This is a genomic window from Bradyrhizobium sp. 23AC, assembly GCF_054863025.1.
In genome coordinates, this window is the sequence record NZ_JAVAYN010000021.1 from 26950 (window position 1) to 45128 (window position 18179).

At 59.2% G+C, this 18179-nt stretch carries 10 protein-coding genes; 4 read left to right on the forward strand and 6 right to left on the reverse strand.

The annotated features are described in order from the left end of the window. Nucleotides 1-9 precede the first annotated feature (9 nt). The 5 genes from RAD10_RS34020 to rfbC all read right to left on the reverse strand — a co-directional run bounded on the left by RAD10_RS34020 (nt 10) and on the right by rfbC (nt 10197). Entirely contained in the window at nt 10-6675 is a 6666-nt protein-coding gene (locus tag RAD10_RS34020) for a DUF4082 domain-containing protein (RefSeq protein WP_461620852.1), read from the reverse strand. A gap of 87 nt (nt 6676-6762) precedes the next feature. After that, nucleotides 6763-7665 (reverse strand): glucose-1-phosphate thymidylyltransferase RfbA, encoded by a 903-nt coding sequence (rfbA, locus tag RAD10_RS34025; protein ID WP_461620853.1) that lies wholly within the window; start codon nt 7663-7665, stop codon nt 6763-6765. Next, a complete protein-coding gene (gene rfbD / locus RAD10_RS34030; protein ID WP_461620854.1) occupies nt 7574-8563 on the reverse strand; it encodes a dTDP-4-dehydrorhamnose reductase in 990 nt (329 codons plus the stop codon). The genes rfbA and rfbD overlap by 92 nt, the downstream gene beginning before the upstream one ends. Before the next feature lie 7 nt (nt 8564-8570). After that, a complete protein-coding gene (gene rfbB, locus RAD10_RS34035) occupies nt 8571-9629 on the reverse strand; it encodes a dTDP-glucose 4,6-dehydratase (RefSeq protein ID WP_461620855.1) in 1059 nt (352 codons plus the stop codon). Between the two features lie 10 nt (nt 9630-9639). After that, complete coding sequence (rfbC, locus tag RAD10_RS34040; protein WP_461620856.1) at nt 9640-10197, reverse strand: dTDP-4-dehydrorhamnose 3,5-epimerase; 558 nt, start codon at nt 10195-10197, stop codon at nt 9640-9642. Between the two features lie 298 nt (nt 10198-10495). Between rfbC and RAD10_RS34045 the strand changes: the two genes are divergently transcribed. From RAD10_RS34045 to RAD10_RS34055, 3 genes are all read left to right on the forward strand, one after another. Continuing rightward, entirely contained in the window at nt 10496-12829 is a 2334-nt protein-coding gene (locus tag RAD10_RS34045) for an AAA family ATPase (RefSeq protein ID WP_461620857.1), read from the forward strand. A gap of 94 nt (nt 12830-12923) precedes the next feature. Then, nucleotides 12924-15026, forward strand: coding sequence for a hypothetical protein (locus RAD10_RS34050; protein ID WP_461620858.1), 2103 nt, complete (start codon nt 12924-12926; stop codon nt 15024-15026). Nucleotides 15027-15172: 146 nt separating this feature from the next. Next, entirely contained in the window at nt 15173-16642 is a 1470-nt protein-coding gene (locus RAD10_RS34055; RefSeq protein WP_461620859.1) for an exopolysaccharide biosynthesis polyprenyl glycosylphosphotransferase, read from the forward strand. 55 nt (nt 16643-16697) lie between these two features. On the opposite strand, the gene RAD10_RS34060 is transcribed toward RAD10_RS34055, so the two are convergent. Beyond that, a complete protein-coding gene (locus tag RAD10_RS34060; protein WP_461620860.1) occupies nt 16698-17063 on the reverse strand; it encodes an H-NS histone family protein in 366 nt (121 codons plus the stop codon). A gap of 699 nt (nt 17064-17762) precedes the next feature. Here RAD10_RS34060 and RAD10_RS34065 point away from each other — a divergent pair. Further along, entirely contained in the window at nt 17763-18146 is a 384-nt protein-coding gene (locus tag RAD10_RS34065) for an H-NS histone family protein (protein WP_461620937.1), read from the forward strand. The last annotated feature ends 33 nt before the right edge of the window (nt 18147-18179 follow it).

Below are 18179 nucleotides of genomic sequence, written 5' to 3' on the forward strand. Positions count from 1 at the left end.
GCGGTTCTCCTATGCTGCGAGCTGCGGCCTGAAGAGGACGTCAACCGCGTAGCTCGTCGCGTTGAAGGTGTTGGTGGGGAAGAGGCTTCCGGATCCGTATGCATAGACGCCGTTTCCGCCGCTGGACGCGGATGACGGAGCGGTCAATGGTCCGTTGGTTACCGAACTGGCAAATAGATTCGGATCGTCCGAATAGCTTCCCGCAGTGTGGTAGGAGGCGACATAGGTCGTGCCCGCCGTGATCGTGACCGGCGTCGCGAAATTGACCTGCTGCCAGCCGCTCGCCGTCTCATTGGTAAATGTGGCCGTCGCTAGCAGGGTCCCGGTGCTGCTCCAAAGATCGGCGACGTGAGTGCCGGTATTGGATGGTCCCTTGTAGAAGCGCAGCCCCATGACGTCGCCAGTGGTGGAAGCCTGGAACTTCATACCGAGCTCAACCGAATTCGGATCATTCACCGTCACCACGCTGGGCGTTGGATTCGAGCTGAACAGGCTTACGGTGCTTGCTGACGGCGCGTGAACGGTCACGGTCGCACTTGCGCTCGCCGTCCCGCCTCGACCGTCCGAGATCGTGTAATCGAACGAGGCCGGTCCGGTGTAATTGCTCGCCGATGTGAACGTCACCGTATTGTTCTGGGTGTTGAAGCTAGCGGTCCCGTTGACGGCCCCGCTGACCCCGGTGATTGTTAGCGCATCCCCGTTAGGATCGGTATCGTTTGCGAGGAGTGCCGAACCGGAAATGCTGAGCGGTACGTTTTGGGTGGCGTTGAAGCCGCTGTCGTTGTTGGCGATCGGCGGCTGGTTCGTGCCGCCACTCCCGTTGCTGAACAACACATCGACCCAATAGTTGGTCGCGCTGAATGTACTGGTTGGAAACAGATTGCCTGTTCCATAAGTGTACACACCATTGTTGCTCGCGGGAGCCGTGAGCGGCCCGTTCGTGCGTGCGGCGGTAAAGTAGTTTGACGTCGTCGCATAGCGTCCGTTGCTGTGGAAGCTCGCCACGTAGGTGGATCCGGCCGCAATCGAGACGGGGCTGCTGAATGTGAGGGTTTGCCAACCGCTGCTGGTCTCGTTGGAGAAGGTTGCGCTCGCGAGGAGCGTTCCCGTGCTGCTCCACAGTGAGCCGGTGTGAGAGCCGGTGTCGTTTGCACTCTTGTAGTACTTGATCCCGGTAATCGTGCCGGCCGCGGAGGATGTGAACCGTACGCCGAGATTGACCTGAGATGTGTCGGACGTCGAGAGCACCGAAGGCGTATCGGACGCCGAGAACAAGCTGACCGTCGAGGAGGCCGTGCCCACTGCTATATTGAACGTCTCACTGGCCGTGAGTCCGCCGAGATCAGTCGCGGCGGCCTTCACACCGAGCGTGCCGACGTCGGCCGACGCCGGCGTGCCACTGAAAGTCCGGGTCGACGCATTGAAAGACAACCAGGCGGGAAGTGCCGAGCCGTCGGCCGCAGTTGCCGTATAGGCGAGTGAATCCCCGGAATCCACATCGGTGAAGGTGCCGGCCGGCAGCGTCAGCGAGAAGGCCGAACCAACCGTTGCAGTCTGGTTGCCGGTTTGGGCCGCCAGGACCGGCGCATCATTGGCGCCATGAATGGTAACTGTGAGCGTAGTCGACGATGTTGCGCCGGCGGCGTCACGCATCGTGTAATTGAACACGTCCGTCAGCGTGGTAGTCGATAGCCGCAAGGCTTGGACGGCAGAGTCAGTTTCATTGACGGTATAGGTGAAAGCACCTGAAGCACTGAGCACGAGACTTCCGTGCGCTCCATTCAGCGCCGAGCCCAGCGTGCCGGAAGTCGAACCGAAGCTGACCGCAGTCACGGCCTTCGTATCGCCTGCGTCCGGATCGGTGTCGTTGGTCAGAACGTTTCCCGTGGCGGGTGAGCCGCCGCTGCCGTTACTGACACCGCCCTTCTCGGTCGCGTCACCCGTGTCGGCGACGGCGGTTGGCGGAGCGTTCGCGGTCGTTGTCACGACAATATTGAACGTTTCGCTCGCGGTTTGGCTGCCGAGATCCGTCACAGCTGCCTTCACACCCAGCGTGCCGACATCCGCTGACGATGGCGTACCGCTAAAGGTTCGATTTGATGCGTTAAAGGTCAGCCAGGCGGGAAGTGCGGAGCCATTCGCCGCTGTCGCACCATAGGTGAGTGAATCGCCGGAATCGACATCGGTGAAGGTGCCGGCCGGCAGCGTCAGCGAGAACGCCGAACCCACTGTCGCGGTTTGGTTACCGGTCTGGATCGCCAGCGTCGGTGCATCATTGGCACCGTGAATGGTGACTGTGAGCGTGGTCGAGGATGTTGCGCCGGCGGCATCACGCATCGTGTAATTGAAGACATCCGTCAGCGTGTTGTTCGCAAGCCGCAGGGCCTGAACGGCAAGATCCGTCTCATTGACCGTATAGGTGAAGGCGCCCGAAGCACTGAGCACGAGGCTACCATGCGCGCCATTCAGCGCCGATCCTAGCGTGCCGGAAGTCGAACCGAAGCTCACCGCAGTTACCGTCTTCGTATCGCCCGCGTCCGGATCGGTGTCGTTGGTCAGCACGTTTCCCGTGGCGAGCGAACCGCCGGTGCTGTTATTGACGCCGCCCTTCTCGGTGGCGTCGCCGGTGTCGGCCACGGCGGTCGGCGACCTGTTCGTAGCGGCGGATCCATTGAAGACCACGTCGACAAAGTAGTTGGTCGACTTGTAGAGGTTGGTCGGGAAGACGGTCCCGGTTCCGTAGGCGTACACTCCATTCCCCGCCGCTGGCGCGGTCAACTGGCCGTTCGTAACTGAGCTCGTGAAGTAGCTCTGAGTGTCGGAATAATTTCCGTTGGTGTGGTAGGACGCGACATATGTCGTTCCCGCGGAAATGGCGATCGGGCTCGCGAAACTGACCTGTTGCCAGCCGCTGGCCGTCTCATTCGCGAAGGTCGCCGTACCAAGGAGCGTTCCCGTCGAGCTCCACAGATGCGCGACATGGGTGCCGGTATTCGACGACCCCTTGTAGAAGCGAAGGCCGGTTATCGTCCCGCTCACAGAAGCGGAAAACTTGACTCCGACCTCGACGGAGCTCGTATCACCCGAATTGGCCACGCTCGGCGCGGCGTTTGTGGCGAACAGGCTTTGCGCGGAGACGGGATAGTTGACGTTGAGGAGAACCTGGCCGGTTCCGGTGGCCTCGCTCGTGTCAGTGATCGTATAGGAAAATTGCGCCGATCCCGCGAAATTCGCGGTCGGAGTGAACGTCACTGTCTGAGTCTGAGCGTTGTAGCTTACGCTACCGTTGATTGGGCTGCTCACGCCGGTGATCGAAAATGACAGGCCGGCCGGATCCGTATCATTGGCGAGCAGCGCCGATGCCGGAATGGTCAGAACACCGTTTTCGGTTACGTTAAAGCCGCTGTCATTGTTGGCCTGCGGCTGCTGGCTGGTATTTCTGAAGACGACATCGACCCAATAATTCTGAGCCTTCACAATCGAAACAGTGTTCGGGAAAAGCGGTCCGGGACCGTAGGCATAGACACCGTTGAGGCCGCTGCCTGTTGCCGTCAGCGCACCGTGCGTATGGCCGGCATTGTCGAAATAGAAGTCGGTCGTAGAGTACTGACCGGTATTCGTGTGATAGGAGGCGATGTAGGTGACCCCGGCCTGCACATGGACCGGTGTCGCGAAATTCACCTGTTGCCAACCACTCGCGCTTTCGTTGGTGAACGTGGCGCTCGCAAGCAGTACGCCATTCGTCGTCCAGAGATCGCCCAGATGCGTCCCCGTGTTCTGCGGCCCCTTGTAGAACCGGATGCCGGTGATATCGCCGGACTCGGCGGCGACGAACTTCATACCCAATTCTACAGCGCCGGCGTCGTTGGTTGTGACTACGGCCGGCGTATCGGTCGGATTAAAGATCGTCAGGTTCGACGAGGGCGTGACGGTGTAAGCAACGCCCTGGCCAGCCGTCTCGAGGTTCAGGCTGTCGTCCACCGCCCGGCTCTTGATGTTGTACTGGCCGGAAGCGCCAGCGGAGAATGTATACGACCAGGTCACATTCGCGATGCCGACTCTGCTGCTGGCGGGATGCCACGTCTGTCCGCTGTCTGTCGAGACTTCAACACCGCCGATGACGCCGCCCGCATCGCTCGCCGATCCTGTGACGGTAACCGACTGGCCCTCCGGGATGCTGCTGGCCGAGACGTTCGTGACGGTGGATGTTGGAGCAGTGTGATCAGTCGATTGGGAAGCAATTACCAGGCTCGCTTGCAGCGTCGCGGGTTGCACGCCCATGTCGGCGAGCACATTGACCGTTGCTTGCTGGACGTTCGGATCAATCGGCGTAGCGGACCCAACCACCTGGTCGTGATCGGAGGCGAGGCCCCACGACCAGAACACCGTGCCGGCCCCGAAAACAAGGGCACCGCTGACCGGGTCGCGAAACTCGACCAGATTATGAGTTGCTGTTCCGTTGCCGGTGGTGTTGCCGTAGTCCAGGAGATATTGGCCCGTGATCTGCAGCGTCGAAGACGACACATTTACCAGTCCAGCCGGGCGGAAGCCGTTATCAGGCGACGAATCCCACTCATAGCCGAGCAGATTCTGTACAAGCGAGGCGGTTTGGCCCACCGGCGTATTGGCGACCGACGTATTGCGCCAGAAGCGCAACTTCGTCATGTCGTACGGAATCCGGATAATATCCGTGCGATCGGAGTCCACCTGAAATACCTGGCCGGTGAGGGCATTGGAAGGGATTCCCGACAGGCCTCCAGTCGACGCGAAGCGCGCGTCCATGAAAGTGCCAGTCGCCGTTCCAGTTGGGTCGATCAACTGATTGGCGTGGGTGTCCTTGTACGAGATCAGGGTGCGGTTGGCCGTCTGGCTGACATCGATACTGGGCGCGAGTCTCGTTTGCCAATACACTTCGTTGCCACTGAGAAACATCAGATTGACGCCGGCACGGCCGGCCGCCTGGACGTTGGAGAACTGGCTATCGGTCCAATATTCATCGTGGCCGACATCCATGTAGACTTGATGGTTGAGCAGGAGTGATCCGCTGGTCGCAGCGTCGATGCCGGAGATGTAGGAGACGTCGTATCCGTTCTGCTCGAGCCAGTAGATCGCCGGATACTCCGCCGAGAACACCATATCGTTGGAGGTGCCGTACAGACCGCCGTCCCGTGTCGTAATGGGGCGGTTGTAGCTTACGGCATAGGCCGAACCGTTGATGCCAGGTCCGTTGCCGGTGTAAAGATTGGCTCCGCCCCAGGGGTTGTAGGCTTGCCACGTCTGATCGGAGGTCTGAAACACCATAGCGCTGTGCGACGCATCGTTGCGGATGACGAATGGAATCTGGAAGATCTGCGTTCCGTCGATGACGTTGGCGATGTACACGCCAGAAACGGCGTCCGTCGGTAGGCTCCAGGAGTCGGTCACGCTCCAATTGCCGGCGTCGACGAGGCCAGTCGATGCGTTCTTCAATGGCGCCGGCTGCACAACGGAAGTTGCGGCCTGATGCTGTACGGTCGTAACCAATCTGGCGCCGTTGCCGCCGTAATAACCCAGCCGGTAGATATCGATACGATAATTCGGATTGCCCGTCTGGTTGTTGATCTTGAATTGAACGGTGCCGCCGATATTGGTACTTATCGCTGTCGTGAACCCCTGGATTTTCGTCGAGTCCGCGCCAGGGTCGATCTGCCAGATATTTGGCGATGTGCCTTGTTTCTGATTTTCCAGGACGATCGGGTTCGTGACCGGGTCTGCAACGATCGTGCCGCCCTGCCCATCACTTGCAAAGGTCCAATTTGGGTCGTTCCCGGAGAACAGCAGAGTGACATTGCCGACTCCATTGCTGAAATCGACTGTGCTGATGTTTGAGCCCAGGTCGTAGTGAACAGAGGCGGACATCGTCGACGTGAAAGCGAAATCCCTGAGGTCGATCAGGTTGCCGGTTGAAAGCGGTCGGTCCGGCGACGAGCTCCCGATCAGGCCATGAAATTGGGCGGAGCGATCGAGAACCAGGGTGCCGACGTCCGTATCGAAGGAGACGGTTATTCCGTAAAACGAACCGTTCACGAGCTGCCCGGAGACCGAGCCTCCGATCTCGAGTGCCGATTTGTCGGAAATCGCGAAGGCGCCCGCCCCGCGGACATCACCTCTGAAGTCCGCTGCGGCAACCCCATCGCCGCCGGGCGATCCGACCTTGATGCTCCCGTTGTTTATGGCGTCACCTTCCACCACGAACGACGAGTCTTTCCCGAGCGCGATCGTCACACCTGCTTCAACGATCAAACTGCCCACATCGACATTGGCTCTGGTCGTGACAACATAGGATCCAGGCGCGTCGATGAAGGCGCCGTACGCCGCCATCGGAATACCCGCACTCCAGTTCACGGCGACATTCCAATAGCCGCCGCTCGAACTTATCCAATGTGTCGTACCGGCCCGCGAACGCGAAGACGCGATCACCGCTCGCAGATCGGAGCCCGAGGAGAGTAGCGAGCCGAGGCTGTCCGGGCGCGTCAGGGTGCTGGTCGTCCTCCACAGCCAAGCAGCGTCTCTGCTCCGGATCGCATTCCAGAGGGGCGCACCGAGCAAGTCAGCATCTATCTGGCCGAAATCACCCTCTTCCGGGAGGAGCGGCCTTGCCGACCGATAGAAGACGCTCGCCTTTTGATTCAACATGGCCAGCCCTCGAGCTTCGCAAGCGAAGTATTTAATTTAAAAGAACCGCGCCAGTCAATTAATTAAATCGGAAATAATAACTTTAAATCAGCCATCGATTGCGACGCCGGAGCGCGCCGCGGGCAACCGCAGTATTTCATTGAGATACCTGCCGTATCCGCTCTTCTCCAGCGGCTGAATCAGTCCAAGAAGCTGATCTTCATCGATGAATCCCTGCCGAAAGGCGACCTCCTCGAGACAAGCCACCTTCATGCCCTGGCGTTTTTCAAGCGTCTGCACAAAGGTCCCTGCGTCGAGAAGCGACTCGACCGTGCCCGTGTCCAACCACGCAAAGCCCCGTCCCATGCGCTCGACGTGGAGAGCGCCGGCCGCGAGATAGCGCATTTGCAGATCCGTGATCTCGAGCTCTCCCCGCGGCGACGGCTTGACACGGCGGGCATATCGCACGACCCGGTTATCGAAGAAATAGAGACCGGTGATCGCCCAGTTCGATGTCGGCTTTCTCGGCTTCTCCTCGATTCGTAGTGGGCGGCCCGCCTCGTCGAACGTAACGACGCCGTATCGTTCGGGATCGCGCACGTGATACGCGAACACGGTTGCACCTTCCTCGCGGGCTGCGGCCCTTGCGAGTAGTTCGCGCAAGCCGCCGCCGAAGAAGATATTGTCTCCGAGCACCATTGCGACGCGATCGGTTCCGATGAAATCGGCACCTACGATGAAGGCTTCCGCCAGGCCGCCGGGGCGAGGCTGCTCCGCATAGCTGAGGCTAATCCCCCACTGGCTTCCATTTCCGAGCAATCGCTCAAACTGAGACCGGTCTGCCGGGGTCGTGATCACCAGGATCTCGCGGATTCCTGCCAGCATCAGCGTCGACAGCGGGTAGTAGATCATCGGCTTGTCATAGATGGGCAGTAACTGCTTGCTGACCACACGCGTGATCGGATAGAGCCGCGTTCCGCTGCCGCCAGCTAGGACAATTCCCTTCAGCATCGGTGTCTCCTTTTCCGACAAGTTGGTCGAGACAAGTTTCGAGAGAGTGGCGCCAGGCCGGCAACCGAATTCCAAACACGCGCTCCGCTTTGGACGAGTCCAGGCGGGAGTTCAGGGGCCTGCGCGCAGCGCAGGGATACTGCTCAGTCGTGATCGCTTCCAGCGCCGGCGGCCGCACTCCACGACGGGATAAACCATCGAAAATTGCCTCGGCGAAGCCGTGCCAGCTCGTTGTTCCCTGGCCGGACACATGGAAGATGCCTGCCGCGATGCGGCGATCATCTGTGATCGACCGCTCTGCGATCTTCAGGAGCGCTGCGGCCAGCTCCGCGGCTGACGTCGGGCTTCCGTGTTGGTCGCAGACGACCCTTATGATTGGACGCGTTTCGGCCAGCTGCAACATCGTCCGAACGAAGTTGCTTCCTGTTGCGCTGTAGATCCAAGACGACCTGACGACAGTCGCGAGAGGATGCGCCGCCAAAACGGCCGCCTCGCCGGCCAACTTTGATGCGCCATATGTGTTCAACGGCGCCGGAACGTCGGCTTCGTCGTAAGCCTCACTCTTGGCACCGTCAAAGACGTAATCCGTCGATAAATGCACGAGCGGAATGTTTCTCTGCCATGCGGCATCCGCTAACGCGGCCGCACCATCGCGGTTGACACTGAAGGCTTTTCCGACTTCCGCCTCCGCCCGATCCACAGCCGTATATGCCGCGGCATTAATGATCATGCAGGGGGCGATCGAGGCGACCGTCCTGTCGATCCCGTCCCGGACTTCTAGGTCGAGCTCCTCACGTCCGAGGGCCACTGCAGATAGGCCGCTAAGCGCAGCGAGATCACGAAGGCAACTGCCCAATTGGCCGTTTCGACCAGCAATCAGAATCGGTCGTTCGATCATGGCAACCTCAGTGGCGGGTGGCTGGGAGACCAAGGCGCGCGCCGTCGTAGACCATATTGCGAGCCCGCGCCCACCAGGCGCCGCTAGCCAGATACCATTCCACCGTGTCGGCGAGACCTTGCTCGAAGCTGCGGGTCGGCCGCCATCCCAGCTCGCTGCGAGCCTTGGACGCATCGATTGCGTAACGTGCGTCGTGTCCCGGACGGTCCGGCACAAACGAGATCAATGATCGCCTCGCTGTCGGCCCCGGACGCAATCGATCAAGCACGTCACAAATCTGGGTGACTACCTCCAGGTTCGAGCGTTCGCTATCGCCGCCGAAATTGTACTTCTCTCCGGCCCTGCCCTCGAATAGCAGCCTGATCAGGCCTGCGGCGTGATCGTCGACATGAAGCCAATCGCGCACATTGCTGCCGTCGCCATAGACAGGCAACGGCTTGTGCTCAATCGCGTTGAGAACCGCCAGCGGAATGAGCTTTTCCGGGAATTGGAATGGACCGTAATTGTTCGAGCAATTGGAGACGATCACCGGCAAGCCGTAGGTCTTATACCAGGCGAGCGCGAGGTGGTCCGAGGCGGCCTTGCTCGCCGAATAGGGTGAACTCGGCCGGTAAGGGGTATCTTCCCGGAAGCAGTCGGCCGGCCCCAATGAACCGTAGACCTCGTCCGTCGACACGTGAATGAACCTGAACTGTCTTTGCCTCTGGCTTGAAAGCCCGTCGTAATATCGTCTGGCAGCTTCCAGTAGAGTATAGGTACCGACGATGTTGGTGCTAACGAACGCTGCCGAGCCTGTGATCGACCGATCGACATGGCTCTCCGCTGCCAAGTGGATGACTGCGCTTGGCTGCCACTTGTAAAACAAACGAGTGACCGCCTCCTGATCGCAGATGTCATGCTGCTCAAATCGATAACAGCTGGCACCCTCGATGGATGCCAGCGAGGCCAAATTAGCCGCATAGGTCAACTTGTCGACATTGACGACCGAGGCACCGGCTTCCAACACCAACTGTCGACAGACCGCAGACCCGATAAATCCCGCTCCTCCGGTCACCAGGACACGCATGCCACGCCCTCTATTCAAACATTGAAGCAAGCTGGTCGAAACGGGGAAGCGCCCGATCCTTCGGTGAAAGCTGGGCCGCCGAGGCCCTCACCGGCCACTCGATAGCCAATTCGGGATCCGCCCAATGGATGCCGGCGTCGTGGTCCGGAGAGTAGACCTCGTCGACCTTGTAAAAGACCGTAGTTTGAGGCTCGAGCGTACAGAAACCGTGAGCGAACCCTTTTGGAACGAGCAACTGCTCGTCAGTCTCGCTATCCAGTTTGACCGAGACGTGCTGGCCGAATGTCGGCGACCGCCGCCGAAGGTCGACCACCACGTCAACGATCGCTCCCCTTAACACGCGAACCAGCTTGGTCTGCGCGAAGGGAGGCTGCTGGAAGTGCAATCCGCGAACCGTCCCGACTCGCTCCGAGCAGGATTGATTGTCTTGGATGAAATCGTGAGAAATGCCTCTTTCGGCGAAAGCAGAGCGACGAAACGTCTCGCAAAAATAGCCGCGCGTATCGGAAAAGCGCTTCGATCGGACCAGCTTGACATCCGGAATCGCCAAACTTCGCACTTCCAGCATGACCGCACGCTCCGATAAGCGGCGCTAGCGCCCGGACGGTCGGCCTAATCTCCCCAATGTCCTCCCAACCGAGCAGCGCAGCGGACCAAGTCCGCCTCGCTCAGTTCGCGACAAATATCGGGTTTAATCGGACGCCGGCCCTTCATCGAGTTAATTTCCAGGCAATTAATGCCTGAGCTAGATTTAATTGGCAATACAAAATTTATCAGATATATTATTTTAAATACGGCCGCGGATTCGAATATCGCCTACGGCCCCGTGCTCCCGCGCGACTGTCAATAGCCGAGAGAATTGTCCGATGCTTCAGACCAATACGCTCCAGACCGATGGGGCACGTCTGCCCTCCTCCATGCCAATGCAGTCGGATCGCCAAGACGCCGCGGGCATCGGCGAGCTCATTAAATTGGCGCTCGTCTTTATAAGGCGGCAATACCTCGTCATCATTTTCACCACCGTCCTGGCAGGTGCCGCCAGCCTCATATACCTCCGACTGGTCTCGCCGGCCTATACGGCGCAGGTTCAGGTCCTGTTCGAAAACCCGAGGGCGCAATTCCTCCAGAAGCAATCGTTGCTCTCCGAACCGATCGTCGATGTCACTCAGATCGAAACGCAGCTGCAGATCATCAAGTCGCAGGCAACCGCTGCGGCCGTGATCAAGCAGCTGAAATTGGGCGATCACCCGGATTTCAAGGAGTCACGGTCGCTGCAGTCCTGGCTACTGAGCTGGCTTCGACGATGGCGATCGAATCCGTCGGAAGCTGCGCAATCTGCCGCGCCAGAGCAGCTCTCAGAAGTCGCCATTGCGAGCTTTCTGGATCGCCTATCTGCAGGTCGAGTTGGCTATAGTCACGTTATTGAAGTCAACTTCACCTCGAGCGATCCAGCGCTAGCGGCGGAAATCGCGAACGCAATTGCCAAAGCCTACATCAACGATCAGCTCGACGCGAAATTTGAAGCCAGCCGCACTGCAACAAGTTGGCTGCGGGAACGGCTGCGAAACCTCGGCGAGGAGGCGTTGACCGCCGAACGTGCCGTTGACGCTTACAAATCTCAGAACAACATCGTTTCGCCCGGTGGAAAACCGATCGACGAGCAGCAGATCACGGAACTTAACACTCGGCTGGCTACCGCCCGTGCGCAGAGTTCGGAGGCTGCGGCCAAGCTGTCCCGCTACGAAACTCTCCTCGGCACCGACCCGGCAAAACCATCCGCGATCAACAATCTGGATGCCATCGGCTCCGACGCGATGAACAGTCCAATCATTACGTCGCTACGCCAGCAATATCTCGAACTCGCCAGGCGTGAGGCCGAGTTATCGGCGCGCGTCGGGCGCGACCACCTGGCGGTCGTTAACATCCGAAACAGGCTCCGTGAATTTCGGGTCTCCATTCTAGACGAGGTTAAGAGACTATCTGAGATAAGCCGCAGCGAAGCCGAACTCGCAAAGCAGCGGCAGCAGGAGATCGAAAAACGTCTGTCCGTCGCCATTGCGCAGTCGCGCCTCACGAACTCGGCAGAGCTGACGATAAGAGATTTGGAAAGTCGAGCGAAGAGCCTGCGGGCGCTCTACGACACCTTCCTTCAGCAGTACATGGGCTCGACGCAGCAGGAGACCTTCCCTATCTCCGAAACCCGGGTCATCTTCCCCGCGTCCGCCGCACAGACTAAGAGCAAACCGAAGACGAAGGTCGTGCTGAGTTTCGGTCTTCTGGGTGGCCTCGCGCTCGGACTGCTGCTCGGTTTCGTGAGAGACGTAATGGACCGCGTTTTCCGTACCTCTTCCCAGCTCGAGGCTGCGCTGGAACTTCCGTGCCTGTCTCTCGTGCCAATCCTGAACTTACCCAAGCCGCAGAGGCCGTCGGCCCGGCTTCAACAGACGCAGGAAGACTCGAGCCAACGAATGCTTTCGACCGCTCCGGACATTCATCGCGCGGTCGTAGGCATGCCTCTCTCTCGGTACACGGAGGCCATCCGTGCGATCAAGATTGCGATCGATCACAGCCCGGCGAAGACCCCCAACCAGGTGATTGGCCTGACGTCAGCTCTCCCAAATGAGGGCAAGACCACGATTGCTGCTTCCGTGGCGCAACTCATCGGACACAGCGGAAAGAAGGTCATCATAGTGGACTGCGATCTCCGGAATCCATCGCTCTCGGCCCGTCTGGTCCCGAAGGCAGTGGATGGCATTATTGAGGTCATGAACGGTGCTCGCCCACTCGAGGAGGTGGTATGGCGGGACCCGAGGACAAATCTCGCCGTTCTTCCGGCCGTTCAACGCGGGCCCGTACTTCACTCGAGCGAACTGCTGTCCGACAGCTCGATATGCAAGCTCTTTGATCGCCTGCGACAAAGCTATGACTATGTCATTGTAGATCTTCCGCCGCTGAGCCCGCTTGTCGACGTACGGGTCACGGCGCCTCTGATCGATTGTTACGTTCTCGTCGTCGAGTGGGGACGCACCAAGATCGAGGTCGTTCAGCATGCACTGCACACCGCCCCAACGATCTCGGACTCGCTGATCGGCGCAGTCTTGAACAAGACGGACATCAAGGCAATGGCGCGATACGACACCCATCGAAGCGACTATTACGACGACAGTCACTATGTTCGTTACGGTCTTTCGAGCTCTTGAGCGGCCCCTCGCCGTGCACCATCACGATTTGCGCGTTAGACGGTCTGCCGATCGGAGCATCCGGAGGAACGCAAAGCCAGAGAGGTGACGTGGTATGCTCGTCAGGTTCCTGATGCTGGCACTCGTTGTGTCCGTCGCAGCAGCTTTTGCAATGCCCGAGATCCCGCAGCAACGAGCTCTATCCTCTGCTCTCCTCGCAACCGCGGCGCTGGCAACCGCAATCTTCGCCTCATCCTCCGCAATCGCGAGTCTGGTACGGCGGTCGGGACTCGTTCTCATCCTCATTCTCGCTGTACCGGCGATCTACATGGCCTTCCAGCTCGCGCCAGTTCCTATCCACGGGCTCGGCAATCCGATTTGGGAAACCGCATCGGCCGCCTTGAATGCCCCCCTCACCGAACGGCTCACGGTGGACGTCCGTGCAACTGTGCAGGCATTCTTGCACTACAGCACTGCCGTCGCCCTCGCGCTCATCACGACTGTCGTCGCGCTGGACAGACAGCGTGCGTGGCAACTCCTCTGCATGCTGGTCTCGATCTCGACGATCGTCAGTGCGTACCTGCTGTTGCGGCAGACGATCGGAACGGACGGTTTCTCGCGCGGCGATACTCCTGTCCTCGCCGCGACCGGCGCAGTCCCGGCAGTACTGGGGCTGGTGCTGTCCGCAGCGATGATGACCCGTGCGTTCGAGGACCACCGCCGCCGTGTCAAGCAACGCCCATTTCGAGTGGCGACGACTCTGTCGTTCGCACTCCTCGCAACCCTTCTCTGTCTGTCGGCAACCCTTGCCAGCGGAGACGGGATGGGAACGGCCACAGCGGCATTGCTCGGAGTGGGAATCGTGCTTGCCGCGTTCGCGATCCGTAACTGGTTCTCTGGGCTATGGGGTATCGCGAGCGTCCTGGCCACGGCTGCAGTGTTGTTTCTGGCGGCCTTCACCCTCATGCCAATAAGGCCTAATGCCGATCTGACAGTCGCCCTGTCCCAGCACGCCCCGGGGGCGACCGAGCGGATGTTGCAGGATGCCGGCCATGCCGGCTCCGGCGCGGGAACCTACGCGGCATTGCTACCAATCCATCGCGATATTGCCGCGCCGTTCTCACGAGAGCGCCCGACGGCTGCCGCGGCCATCGCAATCGAGATGGGCCGCCCCTTTCTGTACGGCGTGTTGATCGTTGCGGTGGTTGGCGCCGGGGCCTTGCTCAGATGCTCCCTGCGGCGAAGGCATGACTACGTCTACGCGGCCATTGGCGCCGGCGCGGCGACTTCATTGGTTGTGCTGGCCTTGGTCGAAGACGGCATTCTCGAGTTCGGCGCATCGCTGTTGGCTGCCGCGCTGTTCGGACTTGCGGTCGCCCAAAGCCAGCGTGATACAGGCGCCGTGACCGAGCAGTCGCGGTCGACGCGGCCCGTCGTTGGACTGGATAGTCCGGGCCTGGCATGCGCGCCAATACGCTCATATGGGATTGGCAATGCATCGATGCGTATTGGATTGGGCTCCATCGCAGTCGCGCTGATCGCCCAAACGGTCTGGCTGCTCGCTCAGCCGTCGTATCCCGGCGGTTTGCCGGTTGAAGCGCTCGCTGCCAATGATGCCTCACGCCAAGCACTTCTGAGAGTGCTGCCGCAGAACTCACTGCGCAGTGATGGCGATTTGCGGTCTGGGAGACCCGCTCCCGCCCCACAGCCCGCGGCCAATGGAGCAGCAGCCTCAAGACCGGAGTTCGGAGTCCATCCTGCCGCGCCGACTGTACTGGCGCAGGCACTGCGGTCCTCGCCATTACGAGGGGATCTTTGGCTCATGCTTGCGGCACTGTCGAGGGAACAAAAATCGGTCGAATACGACGTCGCGGCCTTACTGAAACTCTCTTACTACACAGCTCCAAACGATTTGGTACTGCTTCCGCTACGACTGACTGCCGCTCTCGGCGAGGCTTCGGTCGTCAGCGATCCCGAATTGCGTGAACTGGTGCAGCGCGACGCCAAGATTGCCTTTGCTAGGCAGCCCGCTCTTCGACCCGCTCTCATTGCTGCCTATCAATCGGCGTCGGCGGAGGGGAAGGCCCTTGTGGACAATCTGATTTCGGAATGGGATTCAGCAGCTCTTCAAAGCATGCGTAAGGAAGTCCCGATCCCTGGGCCTAAAACGGATCTACCTTTGCCGAACCGGACATGGGGTCGAGGGGCGGCGCGGTAGTTCCAAACCTGTTCCGCTTCGATGGGCAGTTCTTCGAGCACGCGCCAGATCCGAAGAGCGGCATTTGGTATCATTTAAATTAAGATATTTTGCTTGATATATTCAATATTAATAATAAATTAAATGCGAATTCCGAGTGCCCCACCATGAACTTCGTGAACCGGCACCTCCCCGATCGAAACGACACGGCTCGTGTCAGCCTCGAGCCGTCGGTGTCCCCCAGGCATAAATGGCCCCTCCGTTATGACTGGATCGAACATGTTGCACTCTGTGCCGATATCGCGACGATTTTGTTGGCGAGCGTCGTCTCCACATTACTGTACCGGCTCCAAAACGGGCAAGCTGATGGAGACCATGGCAACGCATTTGGCTTAGCGCTGGTCAGCGCAGCTTGCGTTGCATCCGTGCTGAAGGCTCAAGGTCTTTATCGCCCGATTGAGCTCCTCGTCCTCAAAAACCAGGTTCGGGCCGTCTGCGTGACGTGGGCGTCATTGCTGCTCTTGATTTGGGCCGCCGACGGCTTTGCAATTCGTCCGGGCGTATCTCAGGAAGCAGGCCCGCTCTTCGCCATCCTTGGCCTAGGGTTGCTTGTAGCCGAGCGATGGGCTGTCAAATCGCTGCTGATAAGAGGCCTGAGCGAAAGAAGATTTGCCAGCACGAATATCGTTCTAATCACGGACCAGCCGCTTTCGAAGAATGCCGGCCTACCGGAAACCTTGGCTATGCATGGATACTGCATCAAGGGGCGGTTCAGCCTGCCCCCCATTGGGTTCGGTCCTGCCGGTCGCAAGCGCCTCACGTCTCGCGTAATCGACCACATTCGCAACGCCCGGCTCGACCAGGTGGTGGTCGAAGCCAGCCCGGAGCGATGGCCCGAGCTTCGGGCATTTGTTGCCGAGTTGCGGGTATTGCCGTTTCCGGTCATATTCGTGCCGGTCGGCACAACAGCCGAATTGCTACGGCATCCTACGCGCAGCCTTGGTAGTGCCGTTTGCGTAGAATTGCAGCGCGGTCCCCTTACCCCGTTCGAGTGCGCAACCAAGCGAATCATTGATATTCTTGGCGCGGGGCTCGCCTTGGCGATATCCGCACCGCTGCTTGCGCTTGCCGCAATCGCAATCAAGCTGGATTCTCCCGGCCCCGTGTTCTTCCGACAACAGCGCTGTGGTTTTAATGGTCGGACATTCTTGATCCGCAAGTTTCGGACCATGCACGTGCTCGAGGACGGCAGCGTGATAGTTCAGGCCACCCCGGCCGACCAACGCATCACCCGCGTGGGCAGATGGCTGCGTCGAACTAGTTTCGATGAACTGCCGCAACTGCTGAATGTGCTCGAGGGCAGCATGTCGCTGGTGGGTCCGCGCCCCCACGCCTTGGCCCACGACGGACAGTTTGACAAGCTCGTGCGAAACTACGCGTTTCGCCGCCGGGTCAGGCCAGGACTGACCGGATGGGCCCAGATCCACGGCTGCCGCGGCGCAACACCTACAGCGTCCATGATCGAAGCACGTGTACAGTACGATCTCTGGTACGTCGACAATTGGAGTCTTCGGCTGGATCTCGCAATCCTGTTGCAAACTCCGATGGAGGTCTTGCGGGGCCGCAACGCCTACTAGGCTCGGTCCCCGCTCAAAGTGCCAAGCTGCGCCAACCTGCTGGCGTAACGACGTCTCACGCCCGCTGCCGAAGCTTCGGAGTCGCTGCCGCTATGCGAAACTCCTCGATCCGTCGGCCGGATTTCATGGCAGCAACCAACCACCGCGGCCGCTTGCCACGTCCTGACCAGGTTTCAGAAGTCTGGGGGTTGCGATACTTCGGCAGCACACGCGGATACTTGCGCCTCTGCTTGCCGGTCGGGGCGACGGCCGGCCCGCCGGTTTCGAACACGGCCATTCCCCCTCCGAGAACCGCCAGGCGCTTCTCCAGTTCCTGCTTTTCCGCCTTAATCCGATCCGACAAAATGCCGCTAATTTCCTCATGAAGCGACCATAGATCGTCCAGAGACATCGCTTCTAGTTCGAGCTTCTTGGTCGACATGCTAGCATCCTGTAGTTGCGCCCATTTAATATTGTCCCGGTCGGCTAATCAAGAACCAAGTGGTCAGCTTAAACAAAAATATGTGGAACCGAACGGCAAGTTGGTGCTCCACATAACTGCGCCGCCGGTTCTAATCAAGACAAAAAAATGAACTTATCCGCTCAATTTAATAGCGGCCAAAGTAACATTACGCGCCTTACGTGCACCGATGCCCCGACTCAAGTGAAGAACGACACGTTAAGCGGGGCCTGGGATCAATCTGCCATGCCGCACTTTCGACAAATATGATCGGCACCCGAGGCCGCGTTGCTTCGTTCTTAGTAAAATACGACCATGAACCCTCGGCAACCGGGAGCTTACGACTGCGATACCCTCAGCGGGAGCCATCGCAGCTGGATTTGCGGCTTTAAAGCCTGGATATCAATCAATCTTGCCGCGGGAGCGATGAACCGGCTGATCGCTTCCTGAAGGCTGCCCCAAAGGGCAATCGATAACATCCAATGTTTCTCATCGGGCCCGCATTAAAAACTGATGAAAATAATCCTCGCAATAAATAATTAAATAATATATTATTATTTATTGTCACGCCAATTTGAAAGACCAGCCTTGGACCTATCCGTATTTGCCGCTCGAAAACGATACTCGGCGTGGAGATGACAAGGTAGTCGGGAGCGTGGGTTGAACGGTGACGAGAATGCTATGCGCAGGCAAGATCTCGAAGCCATGGATTTTGAAGAACTATGGCTCCTCCACGAGGAGCTAACAAAGATTCTTGCTGAAAAGATCACGGCCGAAAAGCGGGAGCTGGAGAAGCGCCTGGCGCAACTCAATCAACCGGAACAGGTCGGTGGGCCCGAAAGCGGGGCGGCAGAGATGGGCCTAGGCCAGCCTCCCCGCCGCAAATATCCGAAGGTCGTACCGAAATACTTCAACCCTCTCAAACCGACAGAGACTTGGTCTGGGCGTGGCAAACAGCCGCGCTGGCTGGTCGCCGCCCTACAATCAGGGCACACATTGGAGGAGTTCAGGATTCACGAGAACGGTGAAGCCTCCAACCAGAATGCTGGTGGTCAAGAGCATTGATAGCCCTGCCGCTGCAAATCCCCGCATGCGCGA

Excerpts from the sequence above, each read along its gene's own strand:
- RAD10_RS34055 (WP_461620859.1), top strand. The coding sequence starts at position 15,173 with ATGAACTTCGTGAACCGGCACCTCCCCGATCGAAACGACACGGCTCGT.
- RAD10_RS34060 (WP_461620860.1), bottom strand. The coding sequence starts at position 17,063 with ATGTCGACCAAGAAGCTCGAACTAGAAGCGATGTCTCTGGACGATCTA.
- rfbD (WP_461620854.1), bottom strand. The coding sequence starts at position 8,563 with ATGATCGAACGACCGATTCTGATTGCTGGTCGAAACGGCCAATTGGGC.
- rfbA (WP_461620853.1), bottom strand. The coding sequence starts at position 7,665 with ATGCTGAAGGGAATTGTCCTAGCTGGCGGCAGCGGAACGCGGCTCTAT.
- RAD10_RS34045 (WP_461620857.1), top strand. The coding sequence starts at position 10,496 with ATGCTTCAGACCAATACGCTCCAGACCGATGGGGCACGTCTGCCCTCC.
- rfbC (WP_461620856.1), bottom strand. The coding sequence starts at position 10,197 with ATGCTGGAAGTGCGAAGTTTGGCGATTCCGGATGTCAAGCTGGTCCGA.
- RAD10_RS34050 (WP_461620858.1), top strand. The coding sequence starts at position 12,924 with ATGCTCGTCAGGTTCCTGATGCTGGCACTCGTTGTGTCCGTCGCAGCA.
- RAD10_RS34065 (WP_461620937.1), top strand. The coding sequence starts at position 17,763 with ATGCGCAGGCAAGATCTCGAAGCCATGGATTTTGAAGAACTATGGCTC.
- RAD10_RS34020 (WP_461620852.1), bottom strand. The coding sequence starts at position 6,675 with ATGTTGAATCAAAAGGCGAGCGTCTTCTATCGGTCGGCAAGGCCGCTC.
- rfbB (WP_461620855.1), bottom strand. The coding sequence starts at position 9,629 with ATGCGTGTCCTGGTGACCGGAGGAGCGGGATTTATCGGGTCTGCGGTC.